This is a genomic window from Pontimonas sp. (assembly GCF_031581085.1).
In the GTDB taxonomy this organism is placed as follows: Bacteria; Actinomycetota; Actinomycetes; order Actinomycetales; family Microbacteriaceae; genus Pontimonas.
On record NZ_JAVLBO010000005.1, the window covers coordinates 1 to 16,336 of the forward strand.

Genomic DNA, 16,336 nt, shown 5'->3' on the forward strand with positions numbered 1-16,336 from the left:
GTCAGATTTATCGACCCACCTTTCGAGAATGGTTCTCGCCCCAACGGTGTCATTAATCCATATCGTCGCACTGTTGAGGATCCCGTCGTTATACACGGCAGCGAGGTCCCCGTCGTACTGACTGAGGTACCGCCATGGGTCCTCGTGGACAAATGCGTCGACATCGATGTAGAGGAGGGGGCCGCTAAGACTCTCTCGTGCTTGAGACATCCATAACGGCTTGAGCAGTGTGGTGCGCACCCAGTTCTTTTCGGGTTCGACTTCAAAAAAGTGATAGTCCAAACCCAGGCGGTCAAGAGTCGACTTCAGCCTCGCCGCCTCGGCCCGGTAAACCTCATCCGGGGTGTGAAAAGCAATCACCGTGCCGGGCGTGATGTCCACCACGAGGTCTCGCTTAGGCACCAGATTTTCGGCTTTGGGATAGCCCATCTCCACCGCTGTGGATTCGAGCTCTGGGCTTAGCTGAATCTGCTGGATGGCGCGTCTGGTGTTCTTGTCATTAGCGGTCCAGGACGCCCGGTGGGTCATGGCAATGGTGTGCTCCATCAGTGCCGTGAGCGCCGCCTCAGTCTGTCGACCCACATCACCGAGGCCGTCTCTTATCGACTCGATGGCGACGCGAGGCTCGGACTCGAGCTGAGCCCGCTCAATGGTCACCAGAGTCGCCCCGCTGTGGCTTCGCCACGCCTCTAGGCCATCGATCCTGGCGAGCACACCCGGGCCGGTGAGACTCTTCTTTCCGCGGGGACCGAACCGGAAGCGGTAATCAAAGCCATCCACGTATTGGTGTGGCACCCGGTCGTCGCTCGCACAGACGCTATCGCGGGGATCCGCGCTGGTGGCCACGACGACAATGCGTCGGTACCGGCCCACATCCGCCGTGAGTTCTTCGGCGCGGGTGATGTCATCCGGGTGCCACGACCACACGACCGGCTGGAAGTTTCCCTTCAGGGCACTGGCCGCGCTCGGGTGTTCCGGGAGGCCCAGAGACGGTGCTACTCGGCGTATTTCTTCGACCAGGAAATAGAGGCTCGGAAGGTCAGTGCCGGTCACAATCACGTGGGTCGCTAGGTGTCCGCGAAAGACTGCTCGCACCCGGTGGCTGAGCACATTCGCAGAGTCGAGAAGGCGAGTGCGCAGAACACGAAGCCGTTTGATCACCCGCCCAGCCTATCCAGGCCTCTCGCTCACACCCCCGCGGGTGTCGTTAGGGCAGGAGGAGAATTTTTCCCGAATAGTCCCGGGACTGGATGGCCCGGTGGCCGCCGGCGGCATCGGCGAGAGGAAATGTCGCCGCCACGCTCACCTCCAACTGACCCGACTCGATGGCCGCAAATAGCTCACCCGTTCGCCACGCCCGCTCGCTCGCATCGGCCATGAAATGACCGAGTGTCGGTCTGGTCACCACCAAAGACCCCAGGCCGCCTAGCCGCTGGAGGTCAAAGGGCGGCACTGGGCCACTGGCGGCGCCATAAAGCGCGAGTGTTCCCCGCGGTCGAAGGCTTCCCAGGCTGTCCTCAAAAGTATCTTTTCCGACGCCGTCGTAGACCACATCTACACCGCGACCGTCCGTGATCTCGTCGACCCGCTTCGCCCACGGTTCTTCGTCGTAGCGAATGACGTGGGCGGCTCCCGCGTCGAGTCCGCGCTGGGCTTTTTGTGCACTCGAGGTGGTCCCGATGACCGTCCCGCCTTTGGTGCGAATCATTTGGGTGAGTAACAGCCCGACCCCGCCGGCCACGGCATGAACCACCGCGGTGGTGTCCGCTCCCACCGGGTACACGCTGGTCGCGAGATAGTGGGCGGTGAGTCCTTGCAGCATTGCGGCGGCCGCCTGGGAAAAATCAATCGACTCCGGAATCCGGTTGAGTGCGTCGGTGGGGACGCGAACATATTCCGCGTAGCTTCCCGCCACCATTGCCCAACACACCCGGTCACCAACGGACCAACCCTCGACTGCCGAGCCCACCTGGGTAATTTCTCCCGCACCCTCTTGCCCGGGAGTAAACGGTAACGGGAGTGGGTAAGCACCCTCGCGGTGGTATGTGTCGATGTAGTTCACGCCAATGGCGTGGGCCTTCACGACAACGTCGTGCTCCCCGGCCTCCGGGGTCTCGACCTCGACGTATTCCAATACGTCCGGACCGCCTGTGTGTGACACCTGTATTGCGTGCATCGCACCATTGTCCCACCAGCGTCACTGCACCGGGGCCACCCCATCAGGGCCAGCGGTGCGGACTCGCCGCTCCGGGCAGTTGTGTAGCGGGGTGTCTTAACCTAAAAGAGTGAGCGTAACCGTGCAGGCACAACCCAGCCGCCTTCCCCTGGCGGTATTGGCGCTCGCCGGTATTCCCGCAGTCGTGTTCGGCTTGGTGTGGGGTGGCGGTGCCGTTGCACCTCTGGTGGTCGACCCGGGTGTGGGGGTGCGCTACGGACTGCCGGCGGCCATGTTGGTGCTCCGCTTAGCGTCTTCGCTCACCCTGGGAGCGCTGCTCTTTGCGGCCCTGGCCCTTCCCCAGGACGACCCCGCCTATGAGAAAACAATGCAAATCGCGGGCTGGTCGGCTGCGACCTGGAGCGTCTCGAGCGCGCTCGCGGCATTGCTCACGTTTCAGTCGGTGTATTTGGAGCCGATCACCGCGAGCGACCGTTTTGGAAACCTGCTGGCACTGTTTTTTACCGAGACGGAGTTTGGTCGCGCCTGGTTAATGTCCACCCTGCTGGCCGCGATTGTCACCATTGTCTCCATCGCGTCCCGGGCTTATGGACCGGTCTTTGTCGCGGGTGTTTTGGCGGTGGCCGCGCTGTGGCCGCTGGCCGAACTGGGTCACACGGCCGGAAGCGCCTCCCACAACCAGGCCCTCACGTCCGCGTTTTTGCACTACGTCTTTACCGGTTTCTGGGTGGGTGGTCTCGCCGCTTTCGCGATGGTGTTCACCATTCTTCGGCGGCGACCCGAGCTGTTGGTCGCTGCCCTGAAGCGCTTCTCGAGCATCGCCTTGATTTCCGTCGTCGTTGTGGCCTCATCCGGGATACTAAACGCCTACATTCGGGTGGGTTCGGTGGAGCAACTGGCCACGCCGTATGGCCAACTGGTCCTCGCCAAGACGGCCACCCTCGCGGTGTTAATCGCCGCCGGTGCCTGGTATCGCACGCGCACCATCAACAACGTGTCTTCCGGAAGTGTGAGTGCACTGGGGTCGCTGTGGCGAACCGTCACCGCAGAACTGGTGGTGATGGGCGTCGCGGTCGGGTTGGCTGTCGCGTTGGCGAGAACAGAAACACCGGTCGATGAGACCCCCGCCAGTGAACAGTTGGCTCCCACACCGGCGGAATATCTGACCGGCAAACCGCTACCGCCAGAGTTTGACTGGACCAGGGTGTTTACCGTCTGGGAGTTGGATTTGTTGTGGGCACTGATCGCGGTGATGGGCACCGCGTTCTACCTGGAGGGGGTGCGGCGCTTGCGGGCCCGCGGTGACCACTGGCCGATCAGTAAAACCCTGTTTTGGTTCTCGGGGATGGCACTGTTGTTCTTCACCACCAGTTCGGGACTCTACGTCTACGGGGTGTTTCTCTTCAGCGTGCACATGGTCGCCCACATGATTCTCAGTATGGCCATTCCGCTGCTGTGGGTGCTGGCCACTCCCGTCACGTTGGCCGCCCGGGCCATCGAGGTGCGAAAAGATGGCTCGAGGGGTCCCAGAGAGTGGATTCTCACGGCCGTGAATTCGCGCTATTTGGGCATCATTGGACACCCCCTGGTCGCGGCACCACTGTTTGCCGTGTCGCTGATCGTGTTTTACTACTCGCCACTGTTCGCCTGGGCGGTAGAAGATCACCTCGGTCACGTGTGGATGACGCTGCACTTTCTGCTCAGCGGCTACCTGTTTGCCCAAGTGTTGGTCGACGGTGACCCCCACCCGCACCGTCCCGTATATCCCCTCCGGTTAGTCATCGTGTTGGCCACGATGGCCTTCCACGCTTTCTTCGGGTTAGGCCTCATCATGGGCGAGGCGCTTCTGGTGCCCGAATGGTTTGGCGCGATGGGACGCGAGTGGGGACTCCCACCGTTAGAAGACCAACAGCAGGGTGGTGAGTTGGCCTGGGGGTTGGGCGAGATTCCGACCCTCGTGCTCGCGATTTTGGTCACCTGGGCGTGGAGTCGGGGAGATGAGCGCGAGCAAAAGCGTCGCGACCGGCGTGCCGATCGCGACGACGACGCCGAACTCCAGGCCTACAACGCGATGTTGCAGGAGCGCGCCGAGCACGACCAACGAGTCGCCGAGCGCCGCGGGGCGCGCTGAGAACCTCGCCCCGGTCGATTCGTGGCCCTAGTCGGTTCTTGGCCCTAGTCAATTCTCAGCGCAGGGGAGTCGGTGTCCAGACCGGTGACGTCGCCGGTGAGGCCGAAAGCGACGACTTCTTCGTAGGAGCGCAGCGAACCGTCGAATAGTGACTGCACGGTGGCGTTGATGGTGGCCCGGCCGCCCAGTGCCACCATGTTCCAGGTGTAGTGATCGTCTGTGGGTTCGAGAGACACGGCGGGCGGTTGGCTAATGGACCACTCGGGCAGTGTGTAGAGCCGGTCAGTAAGTTGAACGCCAAACGGGCACGAGGAGGGTTGGAGTACTTCTCGAAGCGCACACTCCCCGAGGTATTCGGCCACCGCCGAATGGACCTCATCGAGTAGGGCGCTGGTGGGGCTCGCGCGTAACTCGAGTGACCACGTCGAGGCGGGCTCTGACAGCACAGTGCTGTAGACCTCGGTTTCCAGCCACTGGCTGCGAGCATCGACCGTGTAGTAGCCGGGGACTAACACCTCGGTCTCCAGTGAGCCTTCGTGGTCTAGACCCGTCCCAGAAATGCGCACCTGGTCGAGGCCACTGAGGGTGGTGTCGATTGTCGCGGTGGGGGGTAGCGAAAACTCCCACTGGTCAAAAAGCCCCCACAGGCGCGGCGCACCAGAGAGGGTAAACACCGACGATTCAGTATTTCCGTCCAGTTGATACTCGCTTCTCACGAGGACCCGACCGTCCTGGGTGTCCTGAACACCGCTGATGGTGATCTGGGAGGGCAGAGTGTCGGCATCGGGGAAGACCAGTGGGGTGCGCTCCAGGCCCGCGAGGGCGCTCGCGGCGGGAACATCACCGGCTTCTAGCGTCTCGAGATAGTCGGTCACGACGGCTTCTGCCGAGTAGACGGTGTGGTTTAGCCAGGAGAGCCCGCCCAGCCACACAGAGACCACACCCGCGAGGGCGATCGACCAGGTGATGATGACTCGCCTCATCACCCCAGTCTAAGAAGCGCGGGGACCAACCCCGGTAGCCTGGTCACAGGCAAGAGTCGGGAGACCATGACCACTGCGGCGGACCAGAACGAGGACATCCTCGCCCTGTTGGAGTCCAGTTTTGACCACGTGTTTATTACGGGTCCTGCGGGGACGGGCAAAACCACGCTCCTGCACGCCTTTGTCGAACAGACCGATAAGCAGGTGGTCGTTGCGGCCCCTACCGGCGTCGCCGCCTTGGCGGTGGGCGGCCAGACTCTGCATTCTCTGCTTCGACTACCCCTTGGCATCATCGGCGACCGGGATTTGGGTTTTTGTCCCAAAGAGGTCCTGCAGATGCTGCGCGCTGCCGATGCACTCGTCATCGACGAGGTCTCGATGGTGAGCTCGGACATGTTGGACGCCATCGATCGGCGGCTTCGACAGGCCAAGGGACGAAAAACGGTGCCCTTCGGTGGAGTACAGCTGATTATGTTCGGGGATTTGTATCAGTTGGCCCCTGTGGTGAGCGGCGACACCGAAAAACAGTATTACCGCGATCGTTACGATTCCGCCTGGTTTTTTGACGCCCGAGTGTGGGACCAGGCGGGCCTTCGCACGGTGGTATTGGACACCGTCTTTCGCCAAGCTGACCCCGCGTTTCAAGCGGTGTTGAATTCGCTTCGAGACGGCAGTCTCGATCCGGATACCGGCCGGATGCTGAACGAACGAGGCTCGATTCCCCCGGATGACCCCGACACGATTACGTTGGCGACCACCAATGAGACGGTTCGTCGAATCAACCACAACCGCCTCGAGGCACTCTCCGGCCAGACCCAGATTGCGGTGGCTGACATCGAGGGAGACTTTGGTAAGTCTCGACAGTTTCCCGCCGATGAAGAACTGGCGTTGAAGCCGGGGGCGCAGGTGATGTTTTTACGAAACGACACCGGGAGCGATCAGGGGCCGCGCTGGGTCAATGGTTCTTTGGGGGTCGTGGAGGATATTGCCGACACGGTGACGGTGAACATCGACGGTGATTCGGTGGAGGTGGAGCCGGTCACCTGGGAAAAAATTCGCTACGAATACAACTCGGGGACGAAAGAGATCACCAGCGACGTGGTCGCCGAGTTCACCCAGTTTCCGTTGCGCCTGGCCTGGGCGGTCACCATTCACAAAGCCCAAGGAAAAACCCTCGACCGGGCCATCATTGATTTGGGCCCCAGGGCGTTTGCCGCCGGACAGACCTATGTGGCCTTCTCCCGGCTGACAAGCCTCGAAGGGCTACACCTCGCCAGGCCGCTGAAACCCTCCGACATCATCGTCGACGGGGACGTGAAACGGTTTTTCGCCACCGCGTCGAATGAGGCCCACGCCCTGTGGTGACAGCAGCAGGCACAGCCTTCTGGCAGATGTGGAGCGAGTGACGGGAATCGAACCCGCGCTATCAGCTTGGGAAGCTGAAGTTCTACCATTGAACTACACTCGCCGGCACCAGCCGCAGCTGGTGGGAAGCAGTCTACTAGGCTGTCTTTGTGCTCTTATCGGATGGTGACATTCGCGCTGAGGTCAGCGCACAACGGGTCGTTCTCGACCCGTGGGACGAATCCATGGTCCAACCCTCCAGCGTTGATGTGCGACTGGATCGGTTTTTCCGGCTCTTTGATAACCACAAATATCAGCACATCGATCCGGCAATCGACCAGCCCGATCTGACCCGACTGGTGGAAGTAGAGCCCGCCGAATCGTTTGTGCTCCACCCCGGCGAGTTTGTGCTGGGCGCCACCTACGAAGTGGTGAGCCTGCCCGATGATGTGGCCGCCAGGTTGGAAGGAAAAAGCTCGCTCGGCCGACTGGGGTTACTCACCCACTCCACGGCAGGCTTTATCGACCCCGGCTTTTCTGGACACGTCACCCTGGAGCTCTCCAACGTGGCCACCCTGCCGATCACGCTGTGGCCGGGAATGAAAATCGGGCAATTGTGCTTCTTTCGGCTCTCGTCTCCGGCGGAGCACCCGTATGGCTCGGCGCGCTACGGCAGTCGCTATCAGGGCCAGCGCGGTCCGACCGCGTCACGCTCCTCGGCGAATTTTCACCGCACCGACGTGTCCGGCTCCACCCCGTAGCGACCCGGCCACGCGTCGAGTTGCATCACCAGCCACGGGCTAAACGCAAACGGCGTCGCCGAGACCGCCTGGGCTAACTGCGTCGGGTCGACCCACTCCCACTGGGCCACTTCATCGTCTGCCGGGTGCGGGTCGGATTCGGCGTAGGCGATAAAGACGGGACATATTTCGTTTTCGACGACGCCGGAGGCGTCGACCGCGCGGTAGCGAAAGTCGGGAAGTGCCGGTTGTATCTGCGAAATGCCGAGACCAATTTCTTGTTGGACCCGCCTGGTGACGGCATCGGTCATGTCTTCACCGGGTGCGGGGTGGCCACACACGGCGTTGGTCCACACACCGGGCCAGGTCTTTTTACCCAGTGCGCGCCTGGTCATTAACACGTGGCCGTCTCGGTTGAAGATGTGGCAGGAGAAGGCGAGGTGGAGGGGGGTGTCGGCACTGTGCACGGTGGCTTTATCGGCGACGCCGATGGATTGGCCGTGGTCGTCGACCAATACGACCTGCTCGGAGGATTCTGTTTTCTCCACGCGCTACCCTTCAGTTGGTGGCGTCCTGTTTCGGGATTGTCCTGACAGTATTGAGCCTAGCCACGCAGGAGAGAAAGGTCAGTGTCGATGACGCAATTAGACACTCGAATTGACCTTTATACCAAAGCGGCAGAAGAGACCGCCTCCGGGGTCATTCGGCTCTACTCGACGTCATTCGGTCTCGCTTCCCGTTTACTCGAGGCGCCCTGTCGCCGACACATCGAAAACATCTACTCTCTGGTGCGCCTCGCCGACGAAGTCGTCGATGGGGTCGCCGGTGAAGCGGGAATCGACGCGGCCGAGGCGGGCCAAATGCTCGATCGACTGGAAGCCGACACCGAGCGGGCAATGGAAACCGGCTACAGCACCAACCTCATCGTCCACGCGTTCGCCCACTCGGCCAGACACGTGGGAATCACCTCGGAGCTCACCACACCGTTCTTCCAGTCGATGCGCGCGGACCTGTCCGAGACCACCCACGACGAGGAGAGCTTCTCCCGCTACGTCTACGGCTCGGCCGAAGTGGTCGGGCTGATGTGCCTGAAAGCGTTCGTGAAAGATCGCGACTACACCGAGGCTCAACACGAACAGATGGTCTCCGGTGCGCGGGCACTGGGTGCGGCCTTTCAAAAGGTCAATTTTTTGCGCGACCTGGCGGTCGATTTTGACGCTCTGGGTCGAAGCTACTTCCCCGGCGTGACCCCCGATTCGATGGACGAGGAGACGAAAAACCGCCTGCTCGATGACATCGATGAGGACCTGGCCGAATCGGCCAGGGCGCTGCCGCTGCTACCGGCGGGATCGAGAAAAGCGGTCGGACTCGCTCAGGCGCTCTTCGATGAACTGGGTGTGAAACTGCGCCAGACACCCGCCGACAAACTCTTGACCCACCGAGTCAGTGTGCCCAGCGCCCGGAAAGCGCAGCTCGCGCTCGCGGTGGCGGCGGGATGGCTCCCCGGTGGTAAATGGCGACACGAGAAAAGGACAAAGGCATGACACAGCGAGTGGTCGTAATCGGCGCCGGCATGGGTGGTTTGGCCTCCGCGTCCCTGTTGGCAAAAGACGGCTACGACGTGGTGCTGCTCGAAGCCTTGGATCACGTGGGGGGTCGTGCGGGCAACTGGGAAAAAGACGGTTTCCGCTTCGATACCGGGCCGTCCTGGTATTTGATGCCGGAAGTCTTTGACCACTTTTACAAACTGATGGGCACGAGCGCGGCCGAAGTGTTGGACTTGCAGCGCCTAGACCCCGCCTACCGCGTCTACTTCGAACCAGAGGATGGCCAGGCGGCCGAGTCGGTCGACGTGATGGGCGACCGGGAGTCAAACCTCGACATGTTTGAGTCTTTGGAGCCCGGTTCGAGGCCCGCGATGGAGCGCTACCTCGATTCGGCGAAAGAAACTTACGAGATCGCCAAAAAGTATTTCCTCTTTACCTCCTTCCAAGATTTGCGGCCGCTGTTTGTCGGCGAGGTGCTCAAGCGGGTCACAACCCTGTATCGACTGCTGACCACGCCGATCTGGAATTTCGCCTCCAAGCACGTGAAGTCGCACCGGGCTCGGCAAATTCTTGGCTACCCGGCCGTGTTTTTAGGATCGAGTCCCTATTTGGCGCCCGCCATGTTCCACCTGATGAGCCACCTCGATCTGGAAGACGGTGTGCTCTACGCCCAGGGGGGATTTAACCGGGTGATGGAGTCGATTAAAGACATCGCCGTCGACCACGGGGTCGATTTACGCCTCAATTCCCGGGTGACCGGAATTGAGACCGACAAGAGCTCGGGTAAACCACGGGTCAGCGCGGTGAACTATCACGACAGCGACGGGGTGGTCCACCGGGTCGAGGCCGATCTGGTCGTCTCCGGTGCTGATCTGCACCACACCGAGACCACCCTGCTGGATACAGCCGAGCAAACCTACGGTGAGCGCTACTGGAAAAAGCGCACCGCGGGACCCTCCGCGGTGCTGTTGTATTTGGGAGTGAAGGGCGAAGTGCCGGAGCTTCTCCACCACAGCCTGTTTTTCACCGAAGACTGGGAGGGCAGTTTCGGGAAAATTTTCGCCACTCCACCCCAGATTCCAGACCCCGCCTCGCTGTATGTCTGCAAACCCAGCGTGATTGACCCCGATGTCGCCCCAGAGGGACACACCAACCTGTTTGTCCTGGTTCCCATGCCCGCTGACGTGTCGATGGGTAAAGGCGGGATGGACGGCGAGGGTGATCCCGCGGTGGAGCAGGTGGCCGACCGCGCGATCGAACAAATCGCCCGCTGGAGTGGCGCTAAAGATTTGGCGGAGCGCATTGTGCTGCGCCGAAGCGTCGGCCCAGCCGATTTCGAATCTCACGTGAACGCGTGGATGGGCTCCGCGCTGGGACCCGCCCACACCTTGACCCAGAGTGCGCTGTTTCGGACAGGAAACGTCAGCAAGAAAGTCGACGGTCTGTATTACGCGGGCAGTTCGACCATTCCCGGCATCGGGTTGCCGATGTGCATCATTTCTGCCGAAGTGATGCTGAAGCGCCTGCGCGGTGACACGTCGACGACTGCGCTGCCAGAGCCCCTGGTGCCACAGCACGCGTAGGGCGCCCCGGTGTTGAGCTTTGCGTATCTCACCGCGTTAGTGGTGTCGCTGTTGGGCCTTGGTCTCATCGACAAACGACACCGATTGGCCCTTTTTGGGGGAGAGATTGCGCGCACCCTGATCACGCTGGTCGTCGTAGTCGCCTTTTTTCTGGTCTGGGATGTGGTGGGAATTGCCGAAGGGGTCTTTTTCCGGGGCGGTGGTCCCTACCAAACCGGGCTTCTGATCGGCCCGGAGCTACCCCTGGAGGAAGTGTTTTTCTTGACCCTCCTGGGTTACGTCACGCTACTGTCGTATCTGGGCTTTGAGCGATTTTTTGCGAGGGCGAAGCGATGACCTACTGGTTGATCAACATCTGGTTTCTCCTCGCCGCCCTGATCATCGCGGTGGTGGCCGCACTGTGGCCGAGGCTGCAGAAGGGGGACGGCAGACAGCCTGGCCCCCATTTTCGCGCGATGCTCGCCGCCCTCGCGGTGGTCTTGGTCCTCACGGCGGTGTTTGACAACGCCATCATTGGCTTTGGCATTGTCGACTACGACCCCGGAAAAATCTCCGGTGTTCGCTTGGGTGTTGCCCCGCTGGAGGACTTTGCCTACACCGTGGCGGCGGCGCTGATTGTTCCGGCCGTGTGGACGATGCTGGCCAAGCGCTCGGGTTCGTCGTGACGGCTCTGCGGTCGTTGGTGCTGAGCTCCAGGCCGCTCAGCTGGGTGAACACCGCGTTTCCGTTCGCTGTGGCCTACTACGTGAGCACGCAGAGCGTCGATTGGCGACTGCTGGTCGGTTCGGTGTTTTTCCTCATCCCCTACAACGTCTTGATGTATGGCATCAATGACGTTTTCGATTACGAATCCGATGTGCGAAACCCCCGAAAGGGCGGTGCCGAGGGCGCTCTGCTACCGCCCGCCCTGCACCGCGTGATGCTCGTCACGTCCACACTCCTCGCGGCGCCCTTCGTCGTCTGGTTGGTATTTCAGGGCCAGTGGCCCTCGTGGGTGGTGTTGGCGCTGTCGCTTTTTAGCGTGGTGGCCTATTCGACGCCCCCGCTGCGGTTTAAGGAAATACCGGGCCTCGATTCGGTGACCTCGAGTGTGCACTTTGTCTCACCCGCCCTCTACGGCCTGGCTTTGGGTGGCGGGCTGTGGGCTGGGGAGCCGCTCGGTCAGACGGCAACGCTGGTGCTGCTCGCGTTTTTCCTGTGGGGCATGGGCTCGCACGCCTTTGGCGCCGTCCAGGATGTGATTTCTGATCGGGAGGCGGGAATCGGCTCGGTCGCGACCATTTGGGGTGCCCGCTCGGCCGTCTGGTTCGCAGTCGCCCTCTACGGCCTCGCCGGTGGGTTGATGCTGTTGAGCCCGTGGCCCATTAGCCTCACCGCGATTATTGCCCTGCCCTACCTGGCCGCCGTGCTCCCCTTTGTCACGATTACCGATCAGACTGCGCGCCGCGCCCACGGCGGCTGGCGTTGGTTTTTGGGCATCAATTTTTTCGCCGGCGCCGTGGTCACCCTGGTGGGTATTAACGCCGGGTATCTACCCGGCTAGATCCTGCAGGGGTCCAACGGGCCGCCGGGCTCGTGCGCCCCGATCCTCAGCGGACGTACCTCAGCGGGCGTGCCTCAGCGCAGGTTCCTCAGTGGACGTGCCTCAGCGGACGTGCGCGGGCAGTTTCACCAGGATCATCAGGACCAGGCCCACGGCCAGGACAACCATGATCCCCAGAATCCCCCAATACTGTGCTCCGCCGATGGCGATGAACAGTGACCACAGCGTGGGGGTGAGAAAGCTCACCGCCCTGCCCGTTGTGGCGTAGAGGCCAAAGATTTGTCCCTCCTGTCCGGCAGGGGTCACCCGGGCGAGAAAGGACCGGGCGGCGGCCTGGGCCGGTCCGACCGAGGCACCGAGGACTAACCCTCCGATCCAAAAGGCGAGGGGACCCGCGTCGCGGGAGAAAAACAGCGCCGTGCCGGAGCCCAGCAGGAGCGCCAACGATCCGATGATGACCGCTCGGGGGCCAAACCAGTCGTCTAGTTTCCCGGCTGCCATGGTCGATAGTCCGGCGACGAGGTTCGCGACGATGCCGAAGATCAGGACTTCGGTGGTCGAAAAACCGAAAGTGATCGCGGCGAGTACCCCGCCGAAGGTGAACACACCGGCGAGGCCGTCGCGGAAGATGGCACTGGCGAAGAGAAACCAGAAGGTGGTGGGTGCGCTGCGATATAGCTGGGCGACGTCGCGAAAGAGGATGCGGTAGCTGGCGAAGAAACCGGTCTTCGCCAGTCCCTCTGCGGGCGCTACTTCGGGGACGACGAGCAGGATCGGGATGGCAAAAACCACGGTCCACACCGCACACGCCACCGCGATGGCGCGAATGTCGAGGCCGTTTTCGGAGCCCAGGCCTAAGAGGTCAAATTCGATGAAGCCGAAGTAGGACACGAGCAACATGCTGATGCCGCCCAGGTAACCAAAACCCCAACCGAGTCCGCTCACGCTGCCGACCGTCTTGGGGGTAGCCACCTGGGTAATCAGCGCGTTGTAGTTCACGTTGGCGATTTCGGAAAAAATATTTCCCACCGCGACCATGGTGATGCCGAAGACGAACATGTTCGGCTCGACGGTGGTGAAAAACAGGCTCGCTTGGACGGCGATTAAGAGCGCCGTGTTCACCGCCAGAAGGCGCTTTCGCCGGCCGCTGCGATCGGCTCTTTGGCCGAGCACCGGGGCCAGGATGGCGACGGCGACCCCGGCAAGGGCAATCGCGATCCCCAGGTCCCGGGAGAGTACCGACAGGGCCAAGTCGTATTCGGCGCCACTGCCCAAAGCCCGGATGTCTTCGGGGAGAAACAGCTCCGAGGTGAGGTACACGGAGAAGACAAACGTGGTGATCACGGTCGCGAAGGGTTGGGTGGCCCAGTCCCACAGCGCCCAGGCGAAGATTCGACCTCTGGGGATTTTCACCCCGTCGTGTGCCGTCAGCCCCATGACCGGCAGGACGTCAGCGGTTACTGCCGGGGGAATGTTGCGCGGAGGATTACCCTCCCCAGGGGCGCTCATAGTTCCCACCGTAGTCAACCCGGGGGTCAAATTCGAAAGGAGGGGTGAAATTCTCGGTAACACTCCGTCTGGCCGTCCGCTGGTGGCGAAATATGAGCCGCGGAGGCTCATATTTAGCGGCCGTGACTTGACGAATCTGCGGGGATTATGCAAACTTGAGGCGTGCCGACTCAGATTGTCGGCCCCACGACATAAAAGGAGCACAGTAGATGTCCCGTGCAGTAGGAATTGACCTCGGAACCACCAACTCGGTGGTCTCAGTTCTCGAAGGTGGCGAGCCCACCGTAATTTCCAACGCGGAAGGGTTTCGGACCACCCCCTCAGTGGTGGCCTTCACCAAAGACGGCGAAGTTCTCGTCGGAGAAACCGCCAAGCGCCAGGCCGTGACCAACGTGGAGCGCACCATCTCGTCGGTGAAGCGCCACATGGGAACCGACTGGACCACTCAAATCGACGACAAGAAGTACACGCCGCAGGAAATTTCCGCGCGCATCCTGCAAAAGCTCAAGCGCGACGCCGAGCAGTACCTCGGTGAAGCGGTGACCGACGCCGTCATCACCGTCCCCGCCTACTTCAACGACGCCGAGCGTCAAGCGACCAAAGAAGCCGGCGAAATCGCCGGCCTGAACGTCCTGCGCATTATCAACGAACCCACCGCTGCGGCGCTCGCCTACGGTCTAGACAAGGGCAAAGAAGACGAACTGATTCTCGTGTTCGACCTCGGTGGGGGAACCTTCGACGTCAGCCTGCTCGAAGTCGGAAAAGACGACGAGTTTTCCACCATCCAGGTGCGCTCGACCGCCGGTGACAACCGCCTCGGTGGCGACGACTGGGACCACCGCGTGATGGACTACCTCGCCGGGCGCTTCAAAGAGACCACCGGAGTCGACATCTCCGAAGACAAGATCGCCAAGCAGCGCCTGAAGGAAGCCGCCGAACAGGCCAAGAAGGAACTCTCCGGTTCTACCCAGGCCCAAATTCAGCTGCCCTACCTGTCGCTGACCGAGTCCGGCCCGGCGAACCTGGACGAGACACTCTCGCGCTCCAAGTTCGAAGAGCTCACCGCGGACCTCCTGGAGCGCACCCGCAAGCCCTTCCAAGACGTGATCAAAGAAGCCGGCGTGAAAGTCGCCGACATCGCCCACGTCGTCCTCGTCGGTGGCTCCACCCGGATGCCCGCCGTGACCACGCTGGTCACCGAACTCACCGGCGGGAAAGAACCCAATAAGTCGGTCAACCCCGACGAAGTGGTCGCCGTCGGTGCCGCCCTCCAGGCCGGTGTGTTGAAGGGTGAGCGTAAAGACGTTCTGCTGATCGACGTCACGCCGCTGAGCCTCGGAATCGAAACCAAGGGCGGCATCATGACCAAGCTGATCGAGCGCAACACCGCGATTCCGACCAAGCGCAGTGAAACGTTCACCACGGCAGAAGACAACCAGCCCTCCGTATCGATTCAGGTGTTCCAGGGTGAGCGCGAGTTCACCAGGGACAACAAACAGCTGGGAACCTTCGAACTGACCGGAATCGCGCCTGCTCCGCGGGGTGTTCCCCAGGTCGAAGTGACCTTCGATATCGACGCGAACGGCATTGTGCACGTGAGCGCCACCGATAAAGGCACCGGCACAGAACAGTCGATGACCATCACCGGTGGAAGCTCGCTCGCGGAAGAAGACATCGAGCGGATGGTGCGCGATGCCGAAGAGCACGCCGAAGAGGACAAGAAGCGGCGTGAGGCGGCAGAAGCCCGCAACAACGCCGAACAGCTCGCCTACTCGGTGGAGAAGATTCTCACCGACAACGACGAGAAACTCCCCGAAGACGTCAAGTCTGAAGTGCGTGCCGACGTCGATGCGCTCAAGAGCGCCCTGGCCGGTGACGACGAAGACGCGGTCCAAAAAGCCTCCGACACTCTCGCCGCCAGCCAGACAAAACTCGGCGAAGCCCTTTACCAGTCGGGTGACGAATCCGCTGCAGAAGGCGCCGCCGAGGACGAGTCGGACGAGACCATCGTCGATGCCGAGGTCGTCGACGATGAACCAGACGACACATCGGATAAGAAAAAGTCAGACGACAAGAAGTCAGACGACAAGAAGTCGGACGATAAGAAGTAATGGCGAAGCGCAGCGATAAAGGCCCCGAGGATAAGGGACGCGATCAGGAGCCTGAAGAGCACGAAGAAACGGTCGTCAACGATAAGCGCCGAATCGACCCGGAGACGGGGGACGTCAGGTCCCCCTCTCCGGAGGGCGAACCGGAAGCCTTGGACGACGAGGACCTCGAAATCCTCGACGAGGCGGAGCGCGACCTGGTGGGCGAATACCGGGAACGGGCGGCGAGAGCCGAAGCCGAACTCGCCAACTTTCGCTCCCGCGTGGAGCGCGACCGTCAATCCAACCGGGAGGCGATCATCGTGGAGGTCATTCGCTCACTGCTGCCCGCCATTGACGATTTAGACCGTGCCGAAAAACACGGTGACCTGGCCGGAACACCTTTAGAGATTGTCTCCCAGAAGGTGCGCCAGTCCTTCGAGCGTTACGGAATGATTCCGGTGGGCACTGTCGGGGAAGCGTTTGATCCCGCCATCCACGAAGCCATGGTGCACATGCCCTCTGACGAGGTCACCCTCGACACGGTCGCCGACGTCATCGAAGTGGGTTACCAGCTGGGCGAGCGTCTCATCAGGCCGGCCAAAGTGGCAGTGTCCTCACCGCCGGCGGCGCCCAGCGAAGAAGACGACAAATAACCGCGCGCAGCGGCAGTAGTGACCGCAGAAACCCTAG

General features: G+C 61.6%; 15 protein-coding genes and 1 tRNA gene. 10 read left to right on the forward strand and 6 right to left on the reverse strand.

What is annotated here, in order from left to right; genetic code table 11:
* Both RI518_RS02485 and RI518_RS02490 read right to left on the reverse strand, forming a co-directional pair.
* Positions 1-1,161 (reverse strand): hypothetical protein (locus RI518_RS02485; protein WP_310689257.1); only part of this gene is annotated, 1,161 nt, incomplete at its 3' end.
* Between the two features lie 46 nt (positions 1,162-1,207).
* The gene (locus RI518_RS02490; protein WP_310689258.1) at positions 1,208-2,176 is read right to left on the reverse strand and encodes a quinone oxidoreductase; all 969 of its coding nucleotides are present in this window, start codon (positions 2,174-2,176) and stop codon (positions 1,208-1,210) included.
* Positions 2,177-2,285: 109 nt separating this feature from the next.
* On the opposite strand from RI518_RS02490, the gene RI518_RS02495 reads away from it, so the two are divergent.
* Complete coding sequence (locus RI518_RS02495; protein WP_310689259.1) at positions 2,286-4,307, forward strand: cytochrome c oxidase assembly protein; 2,022 nt, start codon at positions 2,286-2,288, stop codon at positions 4,305-4,307.
* A 44-nt stretch (positions 4,308-4,351) separates the two neighbouring features.
* On the opposite strand, the gene RI518_RS02500 is transcribed toward RI518_RS02495, so the two are convergent.
* Complete coding sequence (locus RI518_RS02500; protein ID WP_310672171.1) at positions 4,352-5,290, reverse strand: hypothetical protein; 939 nt, start codon at positions 5,288-5,290, stop codon at positions 4,352-4,354.
* A 66-nt stretch (positions 5,291-5,356) separates the two neighbouring features.
* Here RI518_RS02500 and RI518_RS02505 point away from each other — a divergent pair, with 66 nt between their 5' ends.
* On the forward strand, positions 5,357-6,655 hold the full coding sequence (locus RI518_RS02505) for an AAA family ATPase (protein ID WP_310689260.1): 1,299 nt from the start codon (positions 5,357-5,359) through the stop codon (positions 6,653-6,655).
* 29 nt (positions 6,656-6,684) lie between these two features.
* Here RI518_RS02505 and RI518_RS02510 read toward each other — a convergent pair.
* Positions 6,685-6,758: transfer RNA gene (locus tag RI518_RS02510), tRNA-Gly, on the reverse strand.
* Positions 6,759-6,804: 46 nt separating this feature from the next.
* Here RI518_RS02510 and dcd point away from each other — a divergent pair.
* Positions 6,805-7,395 carry a dCTP deaminase gene (gene dcd, locus RI518_RS02515; RefSeq protein ID WP_310689261.1) on the forward strand — a complete coding sequence of 197 codons (591 nt, stop codon included), beginning with the start codon at positions 6,805-6,807 and terminating at the stop codon, positions 7,393-7,395.
* On the opposite strand, the gene idi is transcribed toward dcd, so the two are convergent.
* Entirely contained in the window at positions 7,362-7,922 is a 561-nt protein-coding gene (gene idi / locus RI518_RS02520; RefSeq protein ID WP_310672174.1) for an isopentenyl-diphosphate Delta-isomerase, read from the reverse strand. The two genes, dcd and idi, sit on opposite strands and share 34 nt — an antisense overlap.
* Positions 7,923-8,009: 87 nt before the next feature.
* Between idi and RI518_RS02525 the strand changes: the two genes are divergently transcribed.
* Genes RI518_RS02525 through RI518_RS02545 form a run of 5 tightly spaced genes read left to right on the forward strand, consistent with a single transcriptional unit; the run spans position 8,010 to position 12,047 of the window.
* A complete protein-coding gene (locus RI518_RS02525; RefSeq protein WP_310672175.1) occupies positions 8,010-8,918 on the forward strand; it encodes a phytoene/squalene synthase family protein in 909 nt (302 codons plus the stop codon).
* Positions 8,915-10,504: a phytoene desaturase family protein gene (gene crtI / locus RI518_RS02530; RefSeq protein ID WP_310689262.1), complete on the forward strand. Its 1,590-nt coding sequence runs from the start codon at positions 8,915-8,917 to the stop codon at positions 10,502-10,504. The genes RI518_RS02525 and crtI overlap by 4 nt, the downstream gene beginning before the upstream one ends.
* Positions 10,505-10,513: 9 nt before the next feature.
* Positions 10,514-10,840: a lycopene cyclase domain-containing protein gene (locus RI518_RS02535; RefSeq protein ID WP_310672177.1), complete on the forward strand. Its 327-nt coding sequence runs from the start codon at positions 10,514-10,516 to the stop codon at positions 10,838-10,840.
* Positions 10,837-11,169: a lycopene cyclase domain-containing protein gene (locus RI518_RS02540; protein ID WP_310672178.1), complete on the forward strand. Its 333-nt coding sequence runs from the start codon at positions 10,837-10,839 to the stop codon at positions 11,167-11,169. Before RI518_RS02535 ends, RI518_RS02540 begins: the two co-directional genes overlap by 4 nt.
* A complete protein-coding gene (locus RI518_RS02545) occupies positions 11,166-12,047 on the forward strand; it encodes a prenyltransferase (protein ID WP_310689263.1) in 882 nt (293 codons plus the stop codon). The genes RI518_RS02540 and RI518_RS02545 overlap by 4 nt, the downstream gene beginning before the upstream one ends.
* A 102-nt stretch (positions 12,048-12,149) precedes the next feature.
* Here RI518_RS02545 and RI518_RS02550 read toward each other — a convergent pair whose 3' ends face one another.
* Positions 12,150-13,556, reverse strand: a complete 1,407-nt coding sequence (locus RI518_RS02550) for an MFS transporter (protein WP_310672180.1) — start codon at positions 13,554-13,556, stop codon at positions 12,150-12,152.
* Positions 13,557-13,765: 209 nt separating this feature from the next.
* On the opposite strand from RI518_RS02550, the gene dnaK reads away from it, so the two are divergent.
* On the forward strand, positions 13,766-15,667 hold the full coding sequence (gene dnaK / locus RI518_RS02555; RefSeq protein ID WP_310672181.1) for a molecular chaperone DnaK: 1,902 nt from the start codon (positions 13,766-13,768) through the stop codon (positions 15,665-15,667).
* The gene (locus tag RI518_RS02560) at positions 15,667-16,299 is read left to right on the forward strand and encodes a nucleotide exchange factor GrpE (protein ID WP_310672182.1); all 633 of its coding nucleotides are present in this window, start codon (positions 15,667-15,669) and stop codon (positions 16,297-16,299) included. Before dnaK ends, RI518_RS02560 begins: the two co-directional genes overlap by 1 nt.
* Positions 16,300-16,336: the final 37 nt, after the last annotated feature.

Excerpts from the sequence above, each read along its gene's own strand:
- RI518_RS02490 (WP_310689258.1), bottom strand. The coding sequence starts at position 2,176 with ATGCACGCAATACAGGTGTCACACACAGGCGGTCCGGACGTATTGGAA.
- RI518_RS02500 (WP_310672171.1), bottom strand. The coding sequence starts at position 5,290 with ATGAGGCGAGTCATCATCACCTGGTCGATCGCCCTCGCGGGTGTGGTC.
- RI518_RS02505 (WP_310689260.1), top strand. The coding sequence starts at position 5,357 with ATGACCACTGCGGCGGACCAGAACGAGGACATCCTCGCCCTGTTGGAG.
- RI518_RS02525 (WP_310672175.1), top strand. The coding sequence starts at position 8,010 with ATGACGCAATTAGACACTCGAATTGACCTTTATACCAAAGCGGCAGAA.
- crtI (WP_310689262.1), top strand. The coding sequence starts at position 8,915 with ATGACACAGCGAGTGGTCGTAATCGGCGCCGGCATGGGTGGTTTGGCC.
- RI518_RS02540 (WP_310672178.1), top strand. The coding sequence starts at position 10,837 with ATGACCTACTGGTTGATCAACATCTGGTTTCTCCTCGCCGCCCTGATC.
- RI518_RS02550 (WP_310672180.1), bottom strand. The coding sequence starts at position 13,556 with ATGAGCGCCCCTGGGGAGGGTAATCCTCCGCGCAACATTCCCCCGGCA.
- dnaK (WP_310672181.1), top strand. The coding sequence starts at position 13,766 with ATGTCCCGTGCAGTAGGAATTGACCTCGGAACCACCAACTCGGTGGTC.
- RI518_RS02560 (WP_310672182.1), top strand. The coding sequence starts at position 15,667 with ATGGCGAAGCGCAGCGATAAAGGCCCCGAGGATAAGGGACGCGATCAG.